The sequence below is a fragment of the Vibrio vulnificus CMCP6 genome (assembly GCF_000039765.1).
Taxonomy (GTDB): Bacteria; Pseudomonadota; Gammaproteobacteria; order Enterobacterales; family Vibrionaceae; genus Vibrio; species Vibrio vulnificus_B.
In genome coordinates, this window is sequence record NC_004459.3 from 1844868 (window position 1) to 1868297 (window position 23430).

Sequence of the window (23430 nt, forward strand, 5' to 3'; positions counted from 1 at the left end):
AAAATATTCACTAGTGAGCCAGATGTTGATCAACTGGCTCAATTTAAAAGGTGAGAGCTTTATTTCTTAAATTTGGCCAAAATGCGATCCAAATGATTGGCAAATTCGCGGCGTTCGGTTTGCGAGAGAGCCGCAGGGCCGCCAGTCTGGATTCCACTTGAGCGCATGGTTTCCATAAAGTCACGAATGTTAAGGCGCGCTTTAATGGTGTCTTTAGTATACAACTCACCACGTGAACTTAAGGCGAGTGCGCCTTTGGTGATCACTTCATCGGCGAGCGGAATATCAGAAGTAATCACCAAATCGTTTGGTTCCACACGTTTGACGATCTCGTTATCCGCAATGTCGAAGCCGGCAGGCACTTGCAAACTGTGGATGTTGGGCCTTCTTGGTACTGGTACAACGTGATTAGCGACAAAGGTGCATTCGACACCGGTTCGCTCTGCTGCGCGGACAATGGTTTCTCGAATCACTTTTGGACAGGCGTCGGCATCAACCCATATCTTCATTGGTTTTTCTCTTTTAGTTGTGCTTCTAATGCATCGATACGAGCTGCCAGCTTCAGGACGGTCGCTTCGAGTTGGGCAATGCGTTCCGCATCTTGATTGGTTTGACTTGCCACTTCGATCTTCGGTACGCGCTGGGCGCTCTTCCAGCTTTTGATCGCGGCAATGATCGCAGGCATGGGGACCGATGTTTTTAATCGTGCCTTCACGAGCGCGACAGACGGCTCTTTTCCTTGCTGCTGAAGCTGTTCAAGCACCGCTTCCAGCTCTTTGGTGACATCTTGAGTTAACATTTTTTCTTCCTGATAACGATATGTTTATCATGATACGTGGCACTAAGGTTTTTGGCGAATAGCAATTTCGGTAATTGCGTGTGAGAGATCTCTTACACAGCTTGTGCGAGAAAGCTAATTTATCGTAAGAGGAATGGTTATCAAAAGAACCTAACCTAATGATTAATAAGGAATGTTAATGCGATGTAATGGTTTGCATAAGCGTTTTTCTTTGCCGGTGGATTGCTCCGTTCAAGAAAAAGAGTAAATTAAACCCTGTCGGAAGGATGCTGACACGGAACAGGAAACGCCAAGGATTTGGTTATCGTCAGGAAGACGATTTGGTTGCTCAGGATGAGGAATCAAGCAAGGAGCGAAGGACATTGTAGGAAGCAATCACTAATAGGATGTTGGTGACGAAGGAACGACAATGGACACCTCGAGGATGGAGGTCAGGACAGTATCAGGACGATACCAGGGACACCGCTCAAGGAACAAGTGATGTGCGCTAACGGGGATAGTTAGCTGTCAGGAAGATTAGGACACCGCTAGGACGGCGAAGTAAGGAATAGCTGAAGGATTCAGCCACTATTATGGATGATGCAGGGAGCATTATTAGTAGCCGGACTGCTGCGAGTAAGACTATAGCCCCGATACGAAAGTGTCGGGGCTTTTCTTATCGTCATCTCTTCACACTCTCTACCGTCAGATCGATATAAGTATTTTATAAACAACGTTAAAAAACAATCTGGATCAATAACTCTTTGTTCAAGTTGGTTTAATTTTTCGGCTTCTCAATTGGGCGTAACGGATTTGCAACGCGCTAAATCGGTACCGCCATATCAAGGATAGAATGTGACCATAGTAACTCGAAGGACATTACTCCTTCCTTACAATGAATCATTAAAGCTCGAATTCGTGATGCTAAATTGCTGCGCGAAGAATCGTGCGCAGCTCAATGGTCCATACACGGTTGCCAATGCCAAGCTTCTGTTTGATAAAGTATTGAATGATAAAACGATCCATGCCAGAGCTGTATTGGATAACTACAATCGCGAATACATGGGGCATGTCTATATCGCGCATTTAGATAGTCAACCTGAACTGGAGTTCATGTTTGATAAATCGTACTGGGGGAAAGGGATCGCCAGCGAAACATTGAAGGCGTTTGTGCCCAAAGCGATGCATGAATTGCAGTTGGAGAGCTTAACGGCACACATCAAACCTCAGAACATCGCTGCAATCAAAGTACTCACCAAGCTGGGCTTTTATGATGTTTCCCAGCTTAGTCAGTGCAATGCGCTCGTGACAATGCGTTTTACATCCGATGAGGTGGCAGGAAAAAGTTCAGCGGCCTGAATCCTGTCATCATCAGTTGCCCTTGATAGCAGTCGTCACCGAGCGCTGAAAACTCAAATAAATAAACAGTATGCCAACGCCAGCTTCCCTCTGGCGTTTTTAATTTGTGCCCGCCAAACGCAACACTAATGAGTTGTAACTCCAGTTGGTCGCATTTGCGTGCTATCGCAGCCTTGGCCAGTTCCGATTGGCGACGTTGTTGCCAAAAGAGAAAACAGAAGAAACACAATCCTAAGATGGCAAACAAATCACCGACCATGGTTTATCCTTTTGTAGCCTGTTGTAGATTTAAAAGTGCATTGGCCAGCTCTGGTGATGGGCTGGAGTGCAGCAGAGGCAATAGCACCATTCTGAGCTGTGGAAGCATCACTAAGTCGGCAAACAGCTGGTTGAACAGGTTTTGATTACCCGTTTGTGCCAAACGAACCAAAAAGAGCTGTGCGACCTCCGTTTCAGCCAACCAATGCCAAGCGCGACCGGCAATACCAATCAACACTTCCTGATGGCTCAATCTAGGACTGGCGAGCAGTGTGTTCAGCAGGGGTTTCACTTGTGCTTGCTCTGCGCCTGACAGCGCACGAATCAGCGCAGAGAGCAAAAACAGATCAGGGTGTGGCTTGGCGATTTCACCTTCAGTGAGCTCGATTAAGCGGGCTGTTAGCTTTTCAGGCAAGGTGACATGCTCTAACGCACCAAGCAGAGCATACAATGGGGTTGAAGGAAGGTGCGCCAGTGCCTTGCGTATTAGCACGCCATTTTGCTCTTGATCCAATCGAGCACAGATGTCGGTAATGCCCTGCAAGCCAACGGTTTGCCAGTTTTCCCAACCCAATTTCCCTTGGAAATAGATTTGGGCGTGTTCGTAGTATTGGCTGGTCGGTAACTGCAATTGCGCGCGCACCAAGCTATGAAATACCGCCATTTTGTCTTCAGAAGGCTTAAACGTATAAGGATTGTTCGCCAACTTCTGTTGCTGTTCTTCACTCATTTCTTGCGATAAACGCGTTCCCATCGCTTCTACGACAAATTTAATGAAGTTGCCGATGTCTGCTTGCTTCAATAGACCACGCTCGTCGAGTTCAAATTTCAAAAACCAAATCCATGGTTGCTTTTGCTCATTCCAATACACAATCGCCAAATTGGCTTTCCGTTGCAGAGGGTAAGGATAAGGCGCTGAGCCTTTTTCTATCTCGGCAAATTGCGTTTGGCTGATTGGATTGATACGGCGGCCCAAATCATAAATGGCGTATTGGCAGTCGCTGGCGGTAAGGAGTTGACTGAGAGTGTGTATGGTATCCATGAAGCATGTTGTCCTAACTTTATTTCTTCAATAAATGGTATCATTCGCGGCTAATTCAAGGTTCGGAATGTAAAGATTAATGACAAACACCTCAACTTTGACGGGATTATTGCGACAACTTGAGCTGGAGCTGAAACGTTTAGGCTGGTGGGATGAAATACCCCCAGAGCCTGCATTGTTGCAAAGCGAAATGCCTTTTGCGGTCGACACGTTAGCGCCGCAACAATGGTTGCAGTGGATCTTCATCGCTCGCATACAGCAGATGATGGCACAAGGGGCGTCACTGCCTAAGGGGTTTCTGCTCACCCCTTATTTTGAAGAAGCTTGGAAAGAACAGCGTGATACACAAACGTTGTTGAGTATTTTGCGTACGATTGATGAGGTAAGCCAGTAATGCTGGAGATTGTGTATCAGGATGAATATTTTGTGGCCGTGAATAAACCGGCGGGCATGCTTGTGCATCGCAGTTGGTTGGATAAACATGAAACGCAGTTTGTAATGCAGACATTGCGTGATCAAATTGGTCAGCATGTTTTTCCGCTTCATCGCCTGGATCGTCCAACCTCCGGGGTGTTGGTTTTTGCACTGTCCTCTGAAGTCGCATCTCAGGTTATGCCCATGTTTGCCGGACAGGAGATGAGCAAAACCTACCATGCGATTGTGCGTGGCTGGATAGAGGAAGAAGGGGAGCTAGACTACGCGTTGAAGGTTGAACTGGATAAGATTGCGGACAAGTTTGCTTCGCAAGAGAAGGAAGCGCAAGACGCGATTACGCTCTACAAACCGCTTGCTAAAGTGGAAGTACCTTATTCAACGAGCAAGTTCCCAACGACCCGCTATGGGTTAATGGAGCTCAAGCCGAAAACCGGTCGTAAGCATCAACTTCGTCGCCATATGGCGCATCTTCGTCATCCGATCGTGGGGGATACCACCCATGGTGATGGCAAACACAACAAGCTGTTCCGTGAAGAGTTTGACGCGCCGAGATTGCTGCTGCACGCCTCTGAACTCAGATTTGTCCATCCGTATACACAGCAAGAAGTGGTGATTCGAGCAGAGGTTGATAAAGTTTGGCAACAGTTGTTTGAACGTTTTGAGTGGCCGAGCACTTTGCTTACCGCAAGTCACTAATGCACTCATACTAGGGTGATCACAGTAAAAAGGGTTGATGTCATATCAACCCTTTGCCATTTAGGCAGTTTTAAACCAATGAGAAGAGCTTCGCTTATTTGAGTTTTTCGAGATCCGCTTCAATTTCGGCAATTTTGCTCGCCACCACTTTCTCGAGATGCTTCAGATCGGTGAGGATCTTTTGTTTGATATCCACATCTTCTTGTTTGGGTGGCTTGGTAATTTTATTTAGCTCATCAATGACTAAAGTGAGGTTGCGATTAATTTCCGTGACTTCTTTATATTGATGACTACCGCTATCAACCAAGACATTTTTGACTTGTCGTGGATACTTGAATTTCACGCTTTTGGCAAAAAACTCGCCTTTTTGCTTGTGGAAATAGATTTTTAATACGTCTTTGTGCGCTTCCTGACGTAGTGAATAGCGTTCAATCTGGCTAGGATCATGAATACCCAGTCCAGTGAGGTGTGGATACATAAGCGACCTCTATTTAGGTATGACTGTTAAGATTCAATGTAGCAGTCAAATCATGTGGTAGATAGCTGATAATCCGACCAATTGACTAAGTTGTGCACGAGATCGCGCTCGGTATCCTTGGTGAAAAAATCCCTCAGCAGAGCATGCTGAGGGATTTATCAAAAGCAGAATTTTATGATGAGGTTAAGGGGCGAGTTCGGCGATGTTGTGAATCAGTTTTTCACGTAACTGAAGTTCTTGCTCTTCACTGAGTCGTCCGCCATTCTCACTAGTAAGAATAAATAAGTCTTCCGCTCGCTCACCTATGGTGGTGATTTTTGCCCCATGTAAGTTAAATCCCATATCAGCGAAGGTCGCGCCTGTAATCGCAAGTAGCCCCGGTGTATCGAGCGCCACCAGTTCCATCAAGGTGCGTTTTTTACTCTTCGTGGGTAGGAAATCCACTTTGGTTTTCACTTTGAAATGTTGCAACTTATAAGGCGTACGACGGGTTTTAACTTTGGTGGGACGACCATCAGCTAGCACGTGCATCAGATGTTTGATGACCGCTTTGTGATTGTCGACGTCGATCGCTTGGCCGTGTTGGTCAAGTACCATAAAGGTATCCAGTACGTAACCGTCTTTGCTGCTCATGATCTGTGCGTCGTGCACGTTAAAATTACGACGGTCTAGCTCTGCCACCACGGTGGCAAAGAGCGCATGTTGGTCTTTGGTATAAACAAACACTTCTGTACCGCCACGAGTGGCCTTTTTACTCATCAGCACTAAAGGCTGCTCAGGGTTGTCCATACGCAGAATATGTTCGCAATGCCAGGCGATCTGTTTGTGAGTGTGACGGAGGAAATAATCCGCTTTGAAACGTTGCCACAATACTTCGATTTCACGCGCGGTAAAGCCTTCTTTGCGCAGCAAAGCCGATGCGAGTTGCTGGTTGTGACGAATGCGCTCACGCACGTCGACTGGATTTTCCAATCCACGTCGTAAGGCTCTTTGGGTGGAGTAAAACAGCTCCGCAAGCAAGGTCCGTTTCCAACTGTTCCAAAGCTCTGGGTTGGTTGCACAAATATCCGCAACGGTCAGGCAGACCAAGTATTCCAAACGTTCTTCATCGCGTACTTGTTTGGCGAACTCAGTGATCACCTCGGGGTCATAGATGTCTCGGCGCTGGGCCGTGACCGACATCAGCAGATGGTGTCGTACCAGCCAAGATACCAGCTTGGCTTCAGGCTTGGAAAGGCCGTGTTCGATACAGAAATCGTATGCTTCCTTTTCACCAATTTCTGAGTGATCGCCACCGCGCCCTTTGCCAATGTCATGGAAAATGGCGGCGAGGAGCAATAACTCTTTCTTTTGCAATCTAGGATAAACTTCGCAGCAGATGGGGTGTTTGTCGTGATTTTTCGCATAACTAAAGGTGTTAATGTGATTAAGCAGTCGCACACTGTGTTCATCCACGGTATAGACGTGGAAAAGGTCAAACTGCATCTGGCCGACAATTTGGCTCCATTGGGGAAGGTAGGCGGCTAAGACCCCAAGCTTATGCATTAAGCTAAAGGCTCGATGAAGCGCATTCGGGTGGCGAACCAGCTCCATAAATTTTTCACGCGCTTCCGGAATGGTATGAAGAAATTTGTTCAAACGGCGGCGAGCGGTGCGCAATTGGCGTAACGTTGGCGGGCTAACACTGTCAATGGTGGAATCGTTGGCGATGTGCAAAAACATATCAAGGATGGTTTCTGGACGTGCTTGAAACAACGCAGGTTTGCGCGCCTCGATTAAACGCCCTCGGCGTTGAAAATCTTCATTGATGATGACCGCTGGCTCGGTTTCTCCACCGTTAATGATGGCTTGGTCAAACAGCTTGAGCAGCATCTTATTGAGCTCCGCTACACGGCGAAGTGTGCGGTAGAACTCCTTCATCATCATTTCAATGCCGCGGTTCCCTTCACCTTTAAAGCCTAAATGTTCAGCGACTTGTATTTGATGGGCGAAGGTCAATCGATTGTCATAACGTTTTAGCTCGATGTGTAGCGCAAAACGCACTCGCCATAGAAAATCTTGGCATTCCACCAGTTCGCGATACTCGGCATCGGTCAGAAAACCATAGCGGCTCATCTCAAGCAGCGAAGTGGCACCAAAATGACGACGCGCTACCCAACTTAAGGTATGAATGTCGCGCAATCCACCCGGTGTCGATTTTATGTCGGGCTCCAAATTGTAAGTGGTATCGTGATAACGCGCATGGCGCTCACGCTGTTCTTGAATCTTGGCACGGTAGAAGGTCTCACTGGGCCAGAAGGAGTCAGAGAGCACCACTTTTTTCAAATCTTGGAAGGTGTTTTCACTGCCGCACAGCAATCGAGCTTCCTGCAGGTTAGTGGCGACGGTCAAATCTTCACGGCCTATTGCTGCGCACTCCTCGACCGTGCGGACAGCATGACCCACTTCTAAGCGCAAATCCCAAAGCAAAGTGATGAACTCGCTCAGCTTGGTCTCTAACTCACCGGGTAATTTGTGTTTAGAGAGCACCAGTATATCGATGTCGGATAGCGGGTGAAGCTCACCTCGACCATATCCTCCCACCGCGACTAAGGAAATATTATGAATTTCGCTAAACCCGTAGTAGCGCCAAAGACGGGTCAATAGCAGATCCATATATTCCGCGCGTGAGAGCACTAAGTCTGTCACCGGATGATGGTTAAGAAACGCTTGTTTCTGCGCATTGGCAAAAAGATCGAGCTGTGATTTGAGTTGGGCAACCGTCAGTTGTTCGTCATTGAAGGTGAGGGGAGATTGAAAAGCCATAGTTTGCTATCCGTGCAATCGTTATCTGCTAAAGAATGTAACAGAGTTGCGACTGATAAAAAATATCCCCGCGTAGGCGGGGATAGAAAAACGAAATGATCCGATGGGATTAGATATTCTTCATAAGGCGAGGAATGGATTCTTCACTGCGCAGAGTGAGCACTTCACAACCCTCTTTAGTGACGAGAATCGTGTGTTCCCACTGTGCTGAATTTTTACCGTCACCAGTGTAAACCGTCCAATCATCTTCAGCATCGACAGTACAACCGAATTTACCTGCATTGATCATCGGTTCGATAGTAAAACACATGCCTTCTTTTAACACGCGACGATCGCTATTACGGTAGTGAACGACTTGAGGTTCTTCGTGGAACTCATCACCAATGCCGTGACCACAGAAATCTTTCACAATAGAGAACTTATTGCGTGGGTTGTTTTTATTATTGTCTTTGATGTATTTCTCGATCGCGGTACCAATATCACCCACGGTAGCACCCGGTTTAACTTGACGCATACCGATGTACAGGGCTTCTTGTGCCACCATGCAAAGGCGTTTGTTGGCTGGAGAAACGTCGCCAACTAGGAACATTTTTGAAGTATCGCCGTGGAAACCTTGAGGACGAACAGACAAATCGGCTTTTTCATCGTCAGGCACAATGACGGTGATATCAACGTTAACGATATCGCCATTTTTCAAAATTGCAGGTTTCATTTGGCCGTTGCTACCGATTTCATCTTTTGATGCTGGAATGCCGTGGCAAACAATATGGTTAATTGACGTGCAAATCGATTTAGGAAAACCGTGGTAATCCAATGGAGCAGAGTAAGCACCTTTTTCTAGAGCGTAATCGTGACAAATCTGATTCAGTTCATCTGTTGTCACCCCTTCCTTGATGTATGGCTCAATCATTTCCAGGATTTCTGCGGCCAGTTTACCGGCAATTCTCATGCGCTCAATTTGCTGAGTAGTTTTAATCTTAATTGACATTGGCTTTCTCTACTTAATTCGGGGGCACATCAGAGTGTGCTGATGCGGCATTCTAACAGGAAGAAATGAGAATGTGTATTTGTCTGAAAAACGAGAGTATACCCAGGGCCATTTTTTATGGGTTGTGTTCGTTTGGCTTCGTTGCTAAATGCATTTTTTTTTGCCTTCAATGGGCAAAATATGGTATAAAGCGCGCCGGAAATGAGGACTGTTCTCTTCGTTAAGAGAAACTTAATGGCGAAGCAGGCTTCTTCCAAAAACACTTTTTCTTTAAATCACACACATTCCGACACATGTTCCGGGGTGCCCAGCGATTAGGCTAGGGTCGGATACATGGGGGATGTGGAGGCCTAACCCCATAGAGGATTTTAAAATGGCAACTGTATCAATGCGCGATATGCTGAAAGCGGGTGTACACTTCGGTCACCAAACTCGTTACTGGAACCCAAAAATGAAGCCATTCATCTTTGGCGCTCGTAACCGCGTTCACATCATCAACCTAGAAAAAACTGTACCAATGTTCAACGAAGCTCTAGCTGAGCTAGTTAAAGTTGGCGAGAAAAAAGGTAAAGTTCTTTTCGTAGGTACTAAGCGCGCTGCATCTGAAGCTGTTAAAGAAGCTGCAATCGCAAGCAACCAGTACTACGTAAACAACCGTTGGTTGGGTGGTATGCTGACTAACTACAAAACTGTTCGTCAGTCAATCAAACGTCTAAAAGAGCTTGAAGTTCAGTCTACTGACGGTACTTTCGACAAGCTTACTAAGAAAGAAGCTCTAATGCGCACTCGCGAAATGGAGAAGCTAGAGAAGTCTCTTGGTGGTATCAAAGATATGGGTGGTCTTCCAGACGCTCTATTTGTAATCGATGCTGATCACGAGCACATTGCTATCAAAGAAGCGAACAACCTGGGCATTCCAGTATTCGCAGTAGTTGATACAAACTCTAACCCAGACGGCGTTGATTACATCATCCCAGGTAACGATGACGCTATCCGTGCTGTTCAACTATACCTGAACGCAGCGGCTTCTTCTCTAACTGAAGGCCGTAACAAAGACGTTGCAGCTGTAGCTGAGAAAGACGGTTTCGTAGAAGCTGAATAATCGCGGCTCTGTGTCACACTTAGTCCATGTGCAACCTGTTTGTCGCATAAACTAAGTTATAGTTAGCATCAGGGGCCGAAATACTGGCCCCTGATTTTTACCGTATCCAGAATTAACTGAGGAATAGAGAATGGCTGTTACTGCTGCTCTAGTAAAAGAACTGCGCGAACGTACTGGCGCAGGTATGATGGAATGTAAGAAGGCGCTTGTTGAAACTAACGGCGACGTTGAACTAGCAATTGAAAACATGCGTAAGTCTGGCGCAGCGAAAGCAGCTAAGAAAGCTGGTAACGTTGCAGCTGAAGGCGCAATCTTCATCAAAGAAGAAAACGGTGTTGCAGTTCTTCTTGAAGTAAACTGTCAGACTGACTTCGTTGCTAAAGACGGTAACTTTACTGCATTCGCTGGCAAAGTTGCAGCTGAAGCATTGGCATCTAAAGCGTCTATCGAAGAGCTACAAGCTAAATTCGAAGAAGAGCGTGTTGCTCTAGTTGCTAAGATCGGTGAAAACATCAACATCCGTCGCGTTCAGTTCGTTGAAGGTACTGCGCTAGCTTCTTACCGTCACGGTGAGAAAATCGGTGTTGTTGTTGCTGGTGAAGGTGATGCTGAAACTCTAAAACACATCGCAATGCACGTTGCGGCTTCTCGCCCAGAATACGTGAACCCAGAAGACGTACCAGCTGACGTTGTAGCGAAAGAGCGTGAAGTTCAAGTAGAAATCGCTATGAACGAAGGTAAGCCAAAAGAAATCGCAGAGAAAATGGTTGAAGGCCGCATGAAGAAATTCACTGGCGAAGTTTCTCTGACTGGTCAACCATTCGTAATGGAACCTAAGAAATCTGTTGCTGAAATCCTTAAAGAGCGTGGCGCTTCTGTTGTTACTTTCGTTCGCCTAGAAGTTGGTGAAGGTATCGAGAAGGCTGAAGGCCTAAGCTTCGCAGAAGAAGTTGCACTGGCTCAAAAAGGTTAATCCTTAGAGATTGTGCAAAGATTAGACCGTAGCCAAGGCTGCGGTCTTTTTACGAATAAGCGGTAAATTTTAGCCGTGATGAATTGGGATTGAACACTGACTTTTGCATTAGCCAGTGACGAGATGAGAGTGAGAAAGTCATTCCTCACCACGCTCTTCCCTAATCTCAATTCATGACTGTTAACCAACAACTCTTTTTTGTAAGGTGTACTCCATGACGACTAACCCTAAACCAGCGTATCAACGTATTCTGTTAAAACTGAGTGGCGAAGCTCTGCAAGGCTCAGAAGGTTTTGGTATTGACCCTACTGTACTTGATCGTATGGCTCAGGAAGTAAAAGAATTAGTAGAACTTGGTGTACAAGTTGGTGTGGTTATCGGTGGCGGTAACTTGTTCCGTGGTGCTGGTCTAGCGCAAGCTGGTATGAACCGTGTTGTGGGTGACCACATGGGTATGCTAGCAACGGTAATGAATGGCCTAGCGATGCGCGATGCGCTACACCGTGCTTACGTAAATGCACGCGTGATGTCTGCAATTCCACTTAACGGTGTTTGTGATGACTACAACTGGGCAGACGCCATCCGCGAACTTCGCCAAGGTCGCGTGGTTATTTTTGCCGCAGGTACTGGCAACCCATTCTTCACTACGGATTCTGCTGCTTGCCTACGTGGTATTGAGATTGAAGCGGATGTAGTTCTAAAAGCGACTAAAGTGGATGGCGTATTTACTGCTGACCCGGTAGCCAACCCAGACGCAGAGCTGTATGATAAGCTTTCTTACACCGATGTTCTTGAAAAAGAACTGAAAGTGATGGATTTGGCAGCATTTACATTGGCACGTGACCACAAAATGCCAATCCGCGTATTTAACATGAACAAGCCGGGTGCTTTGCGCCGCGTGGTGATGGGTGAAGCTGAAGGTACGCTAATTACCGCCTAAGCTGTTAATATGCCATTGCAGATAAGGCAATGGCGTAAACGAACCCCGAACAAGCTTTCTAGTAGAAAGACGACATTTTTAAGGTGAAACCGTGATTAACGATATTAAAAAAGACGCGCAAGAGCGCATGGAAAAAAGTGTTGAAGCGCTTAAAAACAGCCTGTCTAAAGTTCGTACTGGTCGTGCGCACCCAAGTCTGCTGTCTGGTATCTCTGTAGATTACTACGGTGCAGCAACGCCGTTAACTCAAGTAGCGAACGTAATTGCGGAAGATGCGCGTACACTGGCTATCACTGTTTTTGATAAAGAGCTAACTCAGAAAGTTGAAAAAGCGATCATGATGTCTGACCTTGGTCTAAACCCAATGTCTGCAGGCACTGTTATTCGTGTTCCACTTCCCCGCTAACAGAAGAACGTCGTAAAGACCTAGTAAAAATCGTTCGTGGTGAAGCTGAAGGTGGTCGTGTCGCAGTTCGTAACATCCGTCGTGACGCAAACAGCGATCTTAAAGCGCTACTGAAAGAAAAAGAAATTTCAGAAGATGAAGATCGTAAAGCGCAAGACGAAATTCAAAAACTCACTGATGCTGCAGTGAAGAAGATCGACGACGTTCTTGCGGCAAAAGAAAAAGAGTTGATGGAAGTTTAATATTTCCATTCACATCACTGTTGGAAAACGCTGTGTTCGCAGCACAGCGTTTTTTTGTGTTACTCTATCCAACTGATGGAACTCAGTTAACTCTTTATGCAAAATTCTCAACTCTTCACCGAATCTCTTCCTAAGCATATTGCCATTATTATGGACGGCAATGGTCGCTGGGCTAAATCTAAGGGTCAACCTCGCGTCTTCGGACATAAAAAAGGGGTTAGCGCCGTTCGTAAAACCATCGCAGCTGCATCGAAACTGAATATCCAAGCCATTACGTTGTTTGCTTTTAGTAGTGAAAACTGGCGTCGTCCTGAAGAGGAAGTCGGATTGTTGATGGAACTTTTCATCACCGTACTGTCTAGCGAAGTGAAGAAGTTACATAAGAATAACCTGCGTTTACGCATCATCGGTGATACCTCACGTTTTAGCGAACGTTTGCAAAAAAAGATTGTAGAAGCACAAGAGCTAACAGCAAGTAACACGGGTATGGTGATTAATGTTGCTGCTAACTACGGTGGCAAATGGGATATCACTCAGGCCGTACAAAAAGTGGCGCAGCAAGTGGCACTTGGTGATCTGTCGGCTGAGGACATTACGGAAGACGACATTGCTAAGCATCTGACCATGTCAGATCTGCCAGAAGTGGACCTGCTCATTCGCACGAGTGGAGAATGCCGCATTAGTAATTTTATGTTGTGGCAAATGGCCTATGCTGAAATGTACTTTACTCCTGTATTCTGGCCCGATTTTGGTGAAGAAAGCCTGATTGAGGCGATCACATGGTTTGTAAATCGCGAGCGCCGTTTTGGTTGTACTGGCGAGCAAATCAAGGCCCTGATGAGTGCTCAATAAGGATCAATGAGTTTGAAACAAAGAATAATTACTGCACTAATTCTTGCACCTTTGGTAATCCTGGGGATTTTTGAATTATCTCTACCACTTTTTATCGCAGCGCTTACAGCCGTGACTTTTTTGGGCTTTTGGGAGTGGACTCAATTTGTTGAGGCAAAGTCTCGTATCAAAGCCATGCTGCCAGCGGTTGTTGTGACGATCGGCAGTTTTTTCTGGATTGAAGCCGATTCTGCCAGTCTGAATCAAATTGGCCTGCCGCACTATCTCATGCTAGCAGCAGGCAGTATCTGGTGGCTCTATGCCAGTGCTTTGGCCATCACTTATCCTAAATCCACACAGAGTTGGCAAGGTCACAAACCTCTACGTCACCTTTTTGGCTTGCTTACCCTTATTCCTTTCATGTGGAGCGTGATTTTATTACGCGCCGTTGATATTGAAAGCGCCCCTTATTTTGGTGCAAAACTGGTGATGTTTGTGTGTCTCTTAGTTTGGGCAGCAGACAGCGGTGCCTATTTCGCGGGTAAAACTTTGGGTAAGCGTAAAATGGCACCTAAAGTGAGTCCAAACAAAACCATCGAAGGCCTTATTGGTGGCGTTATTACTGCCATTATTGTTGGTTGGTTCTTCTCTGGTTGGTTTGACATTCCATTCTCTAGCCCACTACACATGGTTTTGATTACGCTTGCCACCGTGGTTATTTCGGTGCTTGGGGACCTTGTCGAAAGTATGTTTAAGCGAGAGTCGGGCATCAAAGACAGCAGTAATATCATTCCAGGTCATGGCGGTATCCTTGACCGAATCGATAGCCTTACTGCCGCATTTCCGATTTTTGCTCTTCTTTATTTCTTGTTCTGATATTTATAAGGGGAGATGATGCCGTTTCCCCTTTTGTTTCTTTATTCGGTCAACAGTTATGCAAAAGCTAACGATTCTAGGTGCAACAGGCTCAATTGGTGCAAGCACTCTAAAAGTCATTGAACAAAACCCAGATAAGTTTTCTGTGGTTGCCTTGGCTGCAGATTCAAATGTGGAGAAAATGCAGCAACTTTGCCAACGATGGCAGCCGGAATACGCTGTTATGGCCAATAAAGAAGCTGCGCTGCGTCTTAAAATGGCGCTTGCCGTCTTGGCTCCCAACACACAAGTTCTTGGTGGACAAGAAGCACTTTGCTATGTCGCTACGCTTGAGCAGGTAGACAGCGTGATGGCCGCGATTGTTGGAGCGGCAGGTCTAGTCCCTACCATGGCGGCAGTCAAAGCAGGCAAACGTATTTTGCTGGCGAATAAAGAAGCCTTAGTCATGTCTGGGCAACTGTTTATTGATGAAGTCGAAAAATCAGGCGCTCAGTTGTTGCCTGTAGACAGTGAACATAACGCCATTTTTCAATGTTTACCTCAAACCGTTCAGGGCAATCTTGGTCGCTGTGACTTAGCGTCTCAAGGGGTGAGCCATATCCTATTGACCGGTTCTGGTGGGCCGTTTCGTTACACTGATGTGGCCGAATTAGAAGCAGTGACACCAGAGCAGGCGATTGCTCATCCTAACTGGTCTATGGGGCCAAAAATTTCGGTTGATTCTGCGACGATGATGAATAAAGGCTTAGAGTATATCGAAGCCAAATGGTTATTTAATGCCAGCAGAGATCAGCTTAAAGTGATCATTCATCCCCAGTCAGTGATCCATTCGATGGTGCAATATCTCGATGGCTCGGTGTTGGCTCAGATGGGTGAGCCAGACATGGCGACGCCGATTGCGTTAACCCTGTCTTACCCCGAACGCGTTAAAGCGGGTGTGAAACCGTTGGATTTCACACAAGTTGGCGAACTCACTTTCCTACAACCTGATTTTGAACGTTACCCGTGTTTGGCACTAGCGATTGAGGCGTGTTACTTAGGTCAGCATGCGACAACGACGCTTAATGCTGCCAATGAAGTGGCGGTGGCGGCATTTCTTGCTCGCCAAATTAAATTTACAGATATCGCCAGGGTGAATGACTCAGTTTTAAACCAAGTATGTAAACAGTCGTTAGCATCCGGCCTAGATAGCTTGGAAAGCTTATTAGAGCTCGATAGAATGGCAAGAACATTAGCCGATGAAGTTGTTAGAGAGCGTGCACAATGACAGATATCTTGTGGAACCTAGTCTCCTTTATCGTTGCGCTGGGCATCTTGGTGGCCGTGCACGAGTTTGGCCACTTTTGGGTCGCGCGCCGTTGTGGCGTGAAAGTAGAGAAGTTTTCAATTGGCTTCGGTAAATCCATTTGGAGTAAGGTCGGCCAAGACGGCACCGAGTACAGTATTTCCGTGATCCCTTTAGGGGGCTACGTCAAAATGCTGGATGGACGTGTTGATGAACTCAATGACGATGACCGTCAATATGCTTTTGATAGCAAACCGTTATGGAAGCGTACTTCCATCGTCGCCGCAGGGCCGATATTTAACTTCTTGTTTGCGATTTTTGCCTACTGGTTAGTCTTTCTCATCGGTATACCAGCCGTCAAACCTGTGATTGGCCCTGTGACCCCGCATTCTATTGTCGCTGAAGCGGGAATTGAAACCGGAATGGAACTAAAAGCCATTTCAGGTATCAAAACTCCCGATTGGGAATCGGTCAACATGCAGTTGATTTCTCATATTGGTGATGCCCAGATGGCGGTTACGGTAGCGCCTTCCGAGGAAATAGGCTCCGAACGCACGGTGATGTTGGATATTTCCAATTGGAAGTTTGACCCTGAAAAAGAGTCAGCGATGTTGTCACTCGGTTTTCGTCCTTTTTCGCCTGAGATCTTCACGCGTTTAGCTAATGTTTCTCAAGGTGGTGCAGGAGAAAAAGCGGGCTTAGTGAACGGTGACCGATTGGTGGCCATCGATCAACAACCAATTGAACAGTGGGATGATGTTGTAGAGTGGATTCGTTCGAATCCTTCTAAATCATTGTCTGTTGAAGTTGAGCGTGCTGGGCAGAGGCAAGTGCTCACATTAACACCAGACAGCCGTTCGTTGTCTGATGGTAGTGTGATCGGTTTTGCAGGTATTGCTCCAGAAGTCGCAGAATGGCCGGAAAGTTATCGCTTCGATCTCCAATTTGGTGTATTCGAATCTGTAGCCAAAGCCGTTGAGAAAACTGGGCAAGTTATCGATCTGACCATTAGCATGCTGAAGAAGCTGATAACTGGTGATGTGGGTTTAAATAACCTAAGCGGACCGATCTCTATTGCCAAAGGTGCAGGCGCCACAGCAGACTATGGCTTAGTCTACTTTCTTGGCTTTCTTGCCCTTATCAGTATCAACTTAGGGATAATTAACTTAGTGCCACTTCCAATGTTAGATGGTGGACATCTGTTGTTTTTTGCCATTGAGGCAGTCATCCGACGTCCAGTGCCTGAGAAAATTCAGGAAATGGGATACCGCATCGGCGGTGCAGTGATTTTTTCACTGATGGCGTTGGCATTATTTAATGATTTTACTCGTCTGTGATGGTTCAGAGACAAAGAGCAGTAGCAAGGAATAATTAAAACAATTATGGCGATCAAGCAGATTCTGTTCGCAACATTATTGGCAACCAGCGTGTCCGCAAACGGAGCCCAAAACTTTGTTGTACAAGACATTAAAATTGAAGGACTACAGCGTGTAGCACTCGGTGCTGCATTGCTTAAAATGCCCGTCCGCGTGGGTGATACGGTTGAACAAAAAGACGTATCGGCGATCATTAAGGCGTTATACGCATCAGGTAACTTTGAGGATGTCAAAGTTCTCCGTGATGGCGATGTGCTGATAGTGCAAGTGAAAGAGCGACCAACGATCGCAAGCATTTCGTTTTCTGGTAACAAAGCGATCAAAGAAGAACAGCTTCAACAGAACCTTGATGCTTCGGGTATTCGTGAGGGCGAGGCGCTTGATCGAACAACCATCAGCAATATTGAGAAAGGTCTCGAAGATTTCTATTACAGCGTGGGCAAATACAACGCAACAGTAAAAGCAGTTGTGACGCCATTACCACGTAATCGTGCAGACTTAAAATTTGTCTTCACCGAAGGCGTGTCTGCCAAAATTCAGCAAATCAACTTTATCGGCAATACCGTTTACTCTGATGACGAGCTACTTTCTCGTTTTAACTTGAACGTGGATGTGCCTTGGTGGAATTTCCTTGCTGATGAGAAGTACCAGAAACAAGTGCTGTCTGGTGATATTGAAGCGTTGCGCTCTTTCTACCTTGACCGAGGTTACTTAAAGTTCAACGTGGAATCGACTCAAGTGGCTATTTCACCGGACAAGAAGGGTGTTTATATCACTCTCGTGCTGGATGAGGGCGAACCGTATAGCGTCAAAGAGGTTAACTTCCGTGGTGAACTGATTGGCAAAGAGGAAGAGTTTAAGGCTCTCGTGCCTTTCGAAGCGGGTGAAACGTATAACGGTTCTGCCGTCACTACGCTTGAAGAAAACATCAAACGTGTATTGGGTGAAGCAGGTTACGCTTACCCTAAAGTGAGCACGATTCCTGAATTTGACGATGAGAACAAACAAGTTTCACTGGTTGTTCACGTTGAAGCTGGTAATCGTATCTATGTTCGTGATATCCGCTTTACTGGTAACAACTCAACACGTGATGAAGTGTTGCGTCGTGAAATGCGTCAAATGGAAGGTAGCTGGTTGAACTCAAAAGCGATTGAAACGGGTAAAACGCGTTTGAATCGTCTCGGTTTCTTTGAAACGGTGGATGTGCAAACCGTTCGTGTACCGGGCAGCGAAGACCAAGTAGACCTGGTTTACAACGTAAAAGAAGCAAACTCAGGTAGCGTGAACTTTGGTATTGGCTACGGTACTGAATCGGGCGTGAGCTTCCAGGTTGGTTTGCAGCAAGACAACTTCTTGGGTAGCGGAAACCGCGTTGGTATCAGCGCGATGATGAACGATTACCAAAAGAACGTGAGCTTAGATTATCGTGACCCATACTGGAACCTCGATGGTGTGAGCCTTGGCGGTAAGATCTTCTACAACGAGTTTGAAGCATCTGAAGCGGGCATTGTTGACTATACCAATGAAAGTTATGGTGCCAACTTGACATGGGGCTTTCCCTTCGATGAGTTGAACCGTTTTGAAATTGGTGTGGGTTATACCCACAACAAGATCGGTAACTTGTCACCTTACTTACAGGTAGAACAATTCCTACAAGCACAAGCGTCGAATATTGACTCTGATGGGGCTTTAAATACCAATGACTTTGATGTCACACTGTCGTGGACGCGTAACAACCTGAACCGTGGTTACTTCCCAACCGCAGGTAACCATCAGCGCGCATTTTACAAGATGACCGTACCTGGCTCTGACGTTCAGTACTTCAAAATGCAGTACGATGTGAGACAGTATGTTCCGTTAACGAAGAAACATGAGTTCACTTTGTTGTTCCGTGGTCGCTTGGGTTACGGTAATGGTTATGGTCAAACGGATGGCAATGACAACTTGTTCCCATTCTATGAAAACTATTACGCAGGCGGTTTTACCACCTTACGTGGCTTCGGTTCGAACTCAGCAGGCCCGAAAGCGGTTTATCGTGACTACAGTGGTTCAAATAACGGTTCGGATACCGCGACGGATGACTCAGTGGGTGGTAATGCCATTGCACTGGCCAGTATTGAGTTGATCGTACCAACCCCATTTGCCTCTGATGAAGCACGTAGCCAAATCCGTACCAGTATTTTCTATGATATGGCGAGCGTTTGGGATACGGAATTTGACTACCGTAAGTCCGGTGCCGATTATGGCAATCAGTACTACTACGATTACTCCGATCCAACCAATTACCGTTCATCTTACGGTGTGGCGTTGCAATGGATGTCACCGATGGGACCTTTGGTCTTCTCGTTAGCGAAACCTATTAATATTTACGAAGGTGACGACGAAGAATTCTTCACTTTCACAATCGGCAGAACCTTCTAAAACAGAGGAAATGATTTTGAACAAAATGATCAAAGCGGCTGGTGTTGGCCTTCTAGTACTAAGTTCTTCTATGTTTGCAACGGCAGCTGAAGCTGCGCAGAAAGTTGCTTACATCAACACAGCGCAAGTTTTCCAAGCATTGCCACAGCGTGAAGTGGTGTTGCAGAAGATGCAGGAAGAGTTCAAAGACAAAGCCGCTGAACTGCAAGCGATTCAGGCGGAAGCTAAGACTAAGATCGAAAAGCTAAAACGCGATGGCGAGCTGTTAGGTCAAGAAGAAGTTGAAAAACTGCGAATCGAGATTGGTCAGCTAGACAGCAAGTACAAGATCAAAGCACAAGCACTAGAGCAAGCGAGCGCGCGTCGCGAAGCGGAAGAGAAACAAAAACTGTTTAAAGTGATTCAAGACGCCGTCAAAGTGGTTGCAGAGAAAGAAGGCTACGACATGGTCATCGACATCACTGCACTACAATATGGTAAGCCTGAGTACAATATCTCTGAGAAAGTGATTAAATCCATTAAATAATTATTCTTATGATGACACTGACATTAGCTGAATTAGCAAAAATTACCGGGGGAGAGTTGCACGGAGATGAAACGGTTTGCGTTTCGCGTGTGGCTCCAATGGATAAAGCGGGTGAAGGAGACGTCACGTTTCTTTCTAATCCAAAATACGCAGTACATTTAGCCGAGTGTAAGGCGACGGTTGTGATGCTGAAGGCGGAACAACGTAAGCATTGCTCTGGTCACGTTCTCGTGGTCGACGACCCTTATGTTGCTTTTGCTAAAGTGGCGCAAGCGTTAGACACAACACCAAAACCAGCGGATGGCATTGCGCCATCCGCAGTGATCGCCTCTGATGCGATATTGGGACAGAACGTTTCGATTGGCGCAAATGCAGTGATCGAAACAGGTGTGACGCTTGGTGATAATGTTGTCATCGGTGCGGGTTGCTTTATCGGTAAAAATGCCGCAATAGGTCAAAATACCAAGTTGTGGGCTAATGTCACCATCTACCATCAAGTTCAAATTGGTGCGGATTGTTTAATCCAAGCGGGCACCGTGATTGGTTCGGATGGTTTTGGTTATGCGAATGACCGTGGTGAGTGGATCAAAATCCCACAGTTGGGTTCCGTGCGTATCGGAAACCGTGTGGAGATTGGTGCATGTACCACCATCGACCGCGGTGCGCTTGATGATACGATCATCGAAGACAACGTGGTGTTGGATAACCAACTGCAAATCGCACACAACGTGCACATCGGATATGGTACCGTGATGCCTGGTGGTACAGTAGTCGCTGGCAGTACTACCATTGGTAAGTATTGCGCGATTGGTGGAGCATCGGTGATCAACGGTCACATTACCATTGCTGACGGTGTCAATATCACCGGTATGGGCATGGTGATGCGCAGCATCGAAGAAAAAGGTGTCTATTCTTCAGGTATTCCGTTGCAAACCAATAAAGAGTGGCGTAAAACCGCAGCTCGCGTCCATCGCATTGAAGAAATGAATAAGCGTTTGAAGGCGATTGAGAAAATCGTCGAGCAGAAAAAGGAAGATTAATTCCAATTTCTTGCAAAAGGCTCGCCAACAGCGAGTCTTTTTCTTCTATAATGACGCGCTATATTTCCAAGAATTAATATAGGAATAAGACTTTGACTACTGAAAAGAAAACGATGAATATCTCTGAAATTCAAGAGCTACTTCCTCATCGCTACCCATTCTTGCTGATCGACCGTGTCGTAGATTTCCAAGAAGAAAAATATCTTCATGCGATTAAAAATGTGTCGGTTAACGAGCCTCAGTTTACAGGTCATTTCCCGCAACTTCCGGTCTTCCCTGGTGTTCTGATTCTTGAAGCCATGGCTCAGGCAACCGGTTTATTGGCATTTAAATCGTTTGGTGCTCCTTCTGAGAACGAACTGTATTACTTCGCCAGTGTGGATGGTGCTAAGTTCCGTAAACCAGTTGTACCCGGTGACCAACTTATCATCGAAGTCGAATTCATTAAAGAGCGTCGCGGTATTGCCGCTTTCACCGGTGTGGCAAAAGTGGATGGTGACGTTGTTTGTTCTGCTGAACTGAAATGTGCTCGTAGAGAGTTTTAATATGATTGATGCAACTGCGCAAATCCACCCAACAGCGGTGGTAGAAGAAGGCGCTGTGATAGGTGCCAACGTTAAAATTGGTCCTTTTTGCTATGTGGATAGCAAAGTTGAAATTGGCGAAGGCACGGAACTGCTTTCTCATGTTGTGGTGAAAGGACCAACCAAAATTGGTAAAGAAAACCGCATTTTCCAGTTTGCATCTATCGGTGAACAATGTCAGGACCTTAAATACGCAGGCGAAGACACTCAGCTCGTGATTGGTGATCGCAATACCATCCGTGAAAGCGTCACTATGCACCGTGGTACGGTTCAAGACAAAGGTATTACTATCGTTGGTAGTGATAACCTATTTATGATCAATGCTCACGTTGCCCATGATTGTGTGATTGGTGATCGCTGTATTTTTGCCAACAATGCTACCCTCGCTGGGCACGTCAAAGTCGGTAACCAAGCGATTGTCGGTGGTATGTCTGCGATTCACCAGTTCTGCCATATCGGTGATCACTGTATGCTGGGTGGCGGTTCTATTGTGGTTCAAGATGTGCCTCCTTACGTGATGGCACAAGGCAATCACTGCGCACCGTTTGGCATCAATGTGGAAGGTTTGAAGCGTCGCGGTTTCGAGAAGAAAGAAATTCTTGCTATTCGCCGTGCATACAAAACGCTTTACCGCAGTGGTTTAACCCTAGAAGCGGCAAAAGAAGAAATCGCGAAAGAGACGGAAGCGTTTCCTGCGGTTAAGCTGTTTTTGGAGTTTTTGGAAAAATCACAGCGTGGCATTATTCGCTAATCGCTCGGATTTGACATACTGTACAAAAGATCGCCGTCTCTGATGGCGGTCTTTTTGTGTTTTTAGCGTGGAACAAAAAAGGTCTGTAAACCATGAGCAACAAGCCATTGCGTATTGGAATTGTCGCTGGAGAGCTCTCTGGTGATACGCTAGGTGAAGGCTTTATTAAAGCAATCAAAGCCGTTCATCCTGATGCAGAATTTGTTGGTATCGGTGGGCCAAAGATGATCGCTCTAGGCTGCCAGTCGCTGTTTGATATGGAAGAGTTGGCGGTGATGGGGCTGGTGGAAGTCTTGGGACGCTTACCTCGCTTACTGAAAGTGAAAGCGGAACTGGTGCGTTACTTTACCGAAAATCCCCCCGATGTATTTGTCGGTATTGACGCGCCAGACTTTAACTTACGCCTTGAGTTAGATCTGAAAAACGCCGGAATTAAAACGGTGCATTATGTGAGTCCTTCGGTTTGGGCTTGGCGTCAGAAACGCATTTTCAAAATCGCGAAAGCCACCCACTTAGTATTGGCATTTCTGCCCTTCGAAAAAGCGTTTTACGACAAATTTAATGTCCCTTGTGAGTTTATTGGCCATACTCTCGCCGATGCTATTCCGTTGGAATCAGACAAAGCGCCAGCTCGTGAGTTGCTTGGGTTGGAACAAGACAAGCAATGGTTGGCAGTGCTGCCGGGCAGCCGCGGTAGTGAGTTGAAAATGCTGTCGCAACCATTCATTGAAACGTGTAAGAAACTGCAGCAGGCATTCCCAGAACTGGGGTTTGTTGTCGCGTTAGTCAACCAAAAACGGCGCGAGCAGTTTGAACAAGCGTGGAAAGAATACGCGCCAGAGTTGGATTTCAAACTGGTGGATGATACCGCGCGAAATGTCATTACAGCCTCAGATGCGGTCATGCTTGCCTCGGGTACCGTGGCACTCGAATGCATGTTACTTAAGCGTCCAATGGTGGTGGGCTATCGTGTCAATGCAGTGACGGCTTTCCTCGCTAAGCGCCTGCTTAAAACCCAATACGTCTCGTTGCCAAACATTCTGGCCGACACCGAGTTGGTAAAAGAATATCTTCAAGATGACTGCACGCCAGACAATTTGTTTGGCGAGGTATCTCGCTTGTTAGAAGGTGACAACCACCAAATGTTGGATAAGTTCACCGAGATGCATCATTGGATCCGCAAAGATGCCGACCAACAAGCGGCTAATGCAGTGTTAAAGTTGATTGAGAAATAGAAG

The 23430-nt window shown here is 46.3% G+C and carries 23 protein-coding genes and 1 pseudogene; 17 read left to right on the top strand and 7 right to left on the bottom strand.

Annotated elements, in window-relative coordinates:
• Positions 1 to 59 precede the first annotated feature (59 nt).
• Positions 60 to 509 carry a YaiI/YqxD family protein gene (locus VV1_RS08735; protein ID WP_011079753.1) on the bottom strand — a complete coding sequence of 150 codons (450 nt, stop codon included), beginning with the start codon at positions 507 to 509 and terminating at the stop codon, positions 60 to 62.
• Positions 506 to 799 (bottom strand): hypothetical protein, encoded by a 294-nt coding sequence (locus VV1_RS08740; RefSeq protein WP_011079754.1) that lies wholly within the window; start codon positions 797 to 799, stop codon positions 506 to 508. Before VV1_RS08740 ends, VV1_RS08735 begins: the two co-directional genes overlap by 4 nt.
• A gap of 834 nt (positions 800 to 1633) precedes the next feature.
• Between VV1_RS08740 and VV1_RS08750 the strand changes: the two genes are divergently transcribed.
• Entirely contained in the window at positions 1634 to 2137 is a 504-nt protein-coding gene (locus VV1_RS08750; RefSeq protein ID WP_011079755.1) for a GNAT family N-acetyltransferase, read from the top strand.
• Here VV1_RS08750 and VV1_RS08755 read toward each other — a convergent pair.
• Positions 2097 to 2396 (bottom strand): DUF3301 domain-containing protein, encoded by a 300-nt coding sequence (locus VV1_RS08755; protein ID WP_017420206.1) that lies wholly within the window; start codon positions 2394 to 2396, stop codon positions 2097 to 2099. The genes VV1_RS08750 and VV1_RS08755 overlap by 41 nt on opposite strands.
• A 3-nt stretch (positions 2397 to 2399) precedes the next feature.
• Entirely contained in the window at positions 2400 to 3437 is a 1038-nt protein-coding gene (locus tag VV1_RS08760) for a DUF3549 family protein (RefSeq protein WP_011079756.1), read from the bottom strand.
• A gap of 79 nt (positions 3438 to 3516) precedes the next feature.
• Here VV1_RS08760 and VV1_RS08765 point away from each other — a divergent pair, with 79 nt between their 5' ends.
• Together VV1_RS08765 and truC are read left to right on the top strand one after the other, a co-directional pair.
• Positions 3517 to 3831, top strand: a complete 315-nt coding sequence (locus VV1_RS08765; RefSeq protein WP_011079757.1) for a YqcC family protein — start codon at positions 3517 to 3519, stop codon at positions 3829 to 3831.
• On the top strand, positions 3831 to 4568 hold the full coding sequence (truC, locus tag VV1_RS08770; RefSeq protein WP_011079758.1) for a tRNA pseudouridine(65) synthase TruC: 738 nt from the start codon (positions 3831 to 3833) through the stop codon (positions 4566 to 4568). Before VV1_RS08765 ends, truC begins: the two co-directional genes overlap by 1 nt.
• 94 nt (positions 4569 to 4662) lie before the next feature.
• Here the strand turns inward: truC and VV1_RS08775 are convergent, their stop codons facing one another.
• The 3 genes from VV1_RS08775 to map all read right to left on the bottom strand — a co-directional run bounded on the left by VV1_RS08775 (position 4663) and on the right by map (position 8839).
• The gene (locus VV1_RS08775; protein WP_011079759.1) at positions 4663 to 5046 is read right to left on the bottom strand and encodes a DUF3461 family protein; all 384 of its coding nucleotides are present in this window, start codon (positions 5044 to 5046) and stop codon (positions 4663 to 4665) included.
• A gap of 183 nt (positions 5047 to 5229) precedes the next feature.
• Positions 5230 to 7851, bottom strand: coding sequence for a bifunctional uridylyltransferase/uridylyl-removing protein GlnD (glnD, locus tag VV1_RS08780; RefSeq protein ID WP_011079760.1), 2622 nt, complete (start codon positions 7849 to 7851; stop codon positions 5230 to 5232).
• A gap of 109 nt (positions 7852 to 7960) precedes the next feature.
• A complete protein-coding gene (gene map, locus VV1_RS08785; protein ID WP_011079761.1) occupies positions 7961 to 8839 on the bottom strand; it encodes a type I methionyl aminopeptidase in 879 nt (292 codons plus the stop codon).
• 373 nt (positions 8840 to 9212) lie between these two features.
• Here map and rpsB point away from each other — a divergent pair, with 373 nt between their 5' ends.
• The 14 genes and pseudogenes from rpsB (at position 9213) to lpxB (ending at position 23427) form a co-directional block, all read left to right on the top strand.
• Complete coding sequence (gene rpsB, locus VV1_RS08790; protein ID WP_011079762.1) at positions 9213 to 9941, top strand: 30S ribosomal protein S2; 729 nt, start codon at positions 9213 to 9215, stop codon at positions 9939 to 9941.
• Between the two features lie 130 nt (positions 9942 to 10071).
• Positions 10072 to 10914, top strand: a complete 843-nt coding sequence (gene tsf, locus VV1_RS08795) for a translation elongation factor Ts (RefSeq protein WP_011079763.1) — start codon at positions 10072 to 10074, stop codon at positions 10912 to 10914.
• A 214-nt stretch (positions 10915 to 11128) separates the two neighbouring features.
• Complete coding sequence (gene pyrH / locus VV1_RS08800; RefSeq protein WP_011079764.1) at positions 11129 to 11854, top strand: UMP kinase; 726 nt, start codon at positions 11129 to 11131, stop codon at positions 11852 to 11854.
• A 91-nt stretch (positions 11855 to 11945) separates the two neighbouring features.
• Positions 11946 to 12502: pseudogene (gene frr / locus VV1_RS08805) on the top strand (ribosome recycling factor).
• A gap of 96 nt (positions 12503 to 12598) precedes the next feature.
• A complete protein-coding gene (gene uppS, locus VV1_RS08810) occupies positions 12599 to 13354 on the top strand; it encodes an undecaprenyl pyrophosphate synthase (RefSeq protein ID WP_011079766.1) in 756 nt (251 codons plus the stop codon).
• A 12-nt stretch (positions 13355 to 13366) separates the two neighbouring features.
• The gene (locus VV1_RS08815; RefSeq protein WP_039555283.1) at positions 13367 to 14209 is read left to right on the top strand and encodes a phosphatidate cytidylyltransferase; all 843 of its coding nucleotides are present in this window, start codon (positions 13367 to 13369) and stop codon (positions 14207 to 14209) included.
• Positions 14210 to 14267: 58 nt separating this feature from the next.
• A complete protein-coding gene (gene ispC / locus VV1_RS08820; RefSeq protein WP_011079768.1) occupies positions 14268 to 15476 on the top strand; it encodes a 1-deoxy-D-xylulose-5-phosphate reductoisomerase in 1209 nt (402 codons plus the stop codon).
• Entirely contained in the window at positions 15473 to 16831 is a 1359-nt protein-coding gene (gene rseP, locus VV1_RS08825; RefSeq protein WP_011079769.1) for a sigma E protease regulator RseP, read from the top strand. The genes ispC and rseP overlap by 4 nt, the downstream gene beginning before the upstream one ends.
• Positions 16832 to 16876: 45 nt before the next feature.
• Positions 16877 to 19291 carry an outer membrane protein assembly factor BamA gene (gene bamA / locus VV1_RS08830; protein WP_011079770.1) on the top strand — a complete coding sequence of 805 codons (2415 nt, stop codon included), beginning with the start codon at positions 16877 to 16879 and terminating at the stop codon, positions 19289 to 19291.
• A gap of 16 nt (positions 19292 to 19307) precedes the next feature.
• Entirely contained in the window at positions 19308 to 19817 is a 510-nt protein-coding gene (locus tag VV1_RS08835; RefSeq protein ID WP_013571265.1) for an OmpH family outer membrane protein, read from the top strand.
• 8 nt (positions 19818 to 19825) lie between these two features.
• Positions 19826 to 20857, top strand: coding sequence for a UDP-3-O-(3-hydroxymyristoyl)glucosamine N-acyltransferase (gene lpxD / locus VV1_RS08840; RefSeq protein WP_011079772.1), 1032 nt, complete (start codon positions 19826 to 19828; stop codon positions 20855 to 20857).
• A gap of 92 nt (positions 20858 to 20949) precedes the next feature.
• Positions 20950 to 21402 (top strand): 3-hydroxyacyl-ACP dehydratase FabZ, encoded by a 453-nt coding sequence (fabZ, locus tag VV1_RS08845; protein WP_011079773.1) that lies wholly within the window; start codon positions 20950 to 20952, stop codon positions 21400 to 21402.
• Between the two features lies 1 nt (position 21403).
• Positions 21404 to 22192 carry an acyl-ACP--UDP-N-acetylglucosamine O-acyltransferase gene (gene lpxA / locus VV1_RS08850; RefSeq protein WP_011079774.1) on the top strand — a complete coding sequence of 263 codons (789 nt, stop codon included), beginning with the start codon at positions 21404 to 21406 and terminating at the stop codon, positions 22190 to 22192.
• A gap of 92 nt (positions 22193 to 22284) precedes the next feature.
• Entirely contained in the window at positions 22285 to 23427 is a 1143-nt protein-coding gene (gene lpxB / locus VV1_RS08855) for a lipid-A-disaccharide synthase (protein WP_011079775.1), read from the top strand.
• Positions 23428 to 23430: the final 3 nt, after the last annotated feature.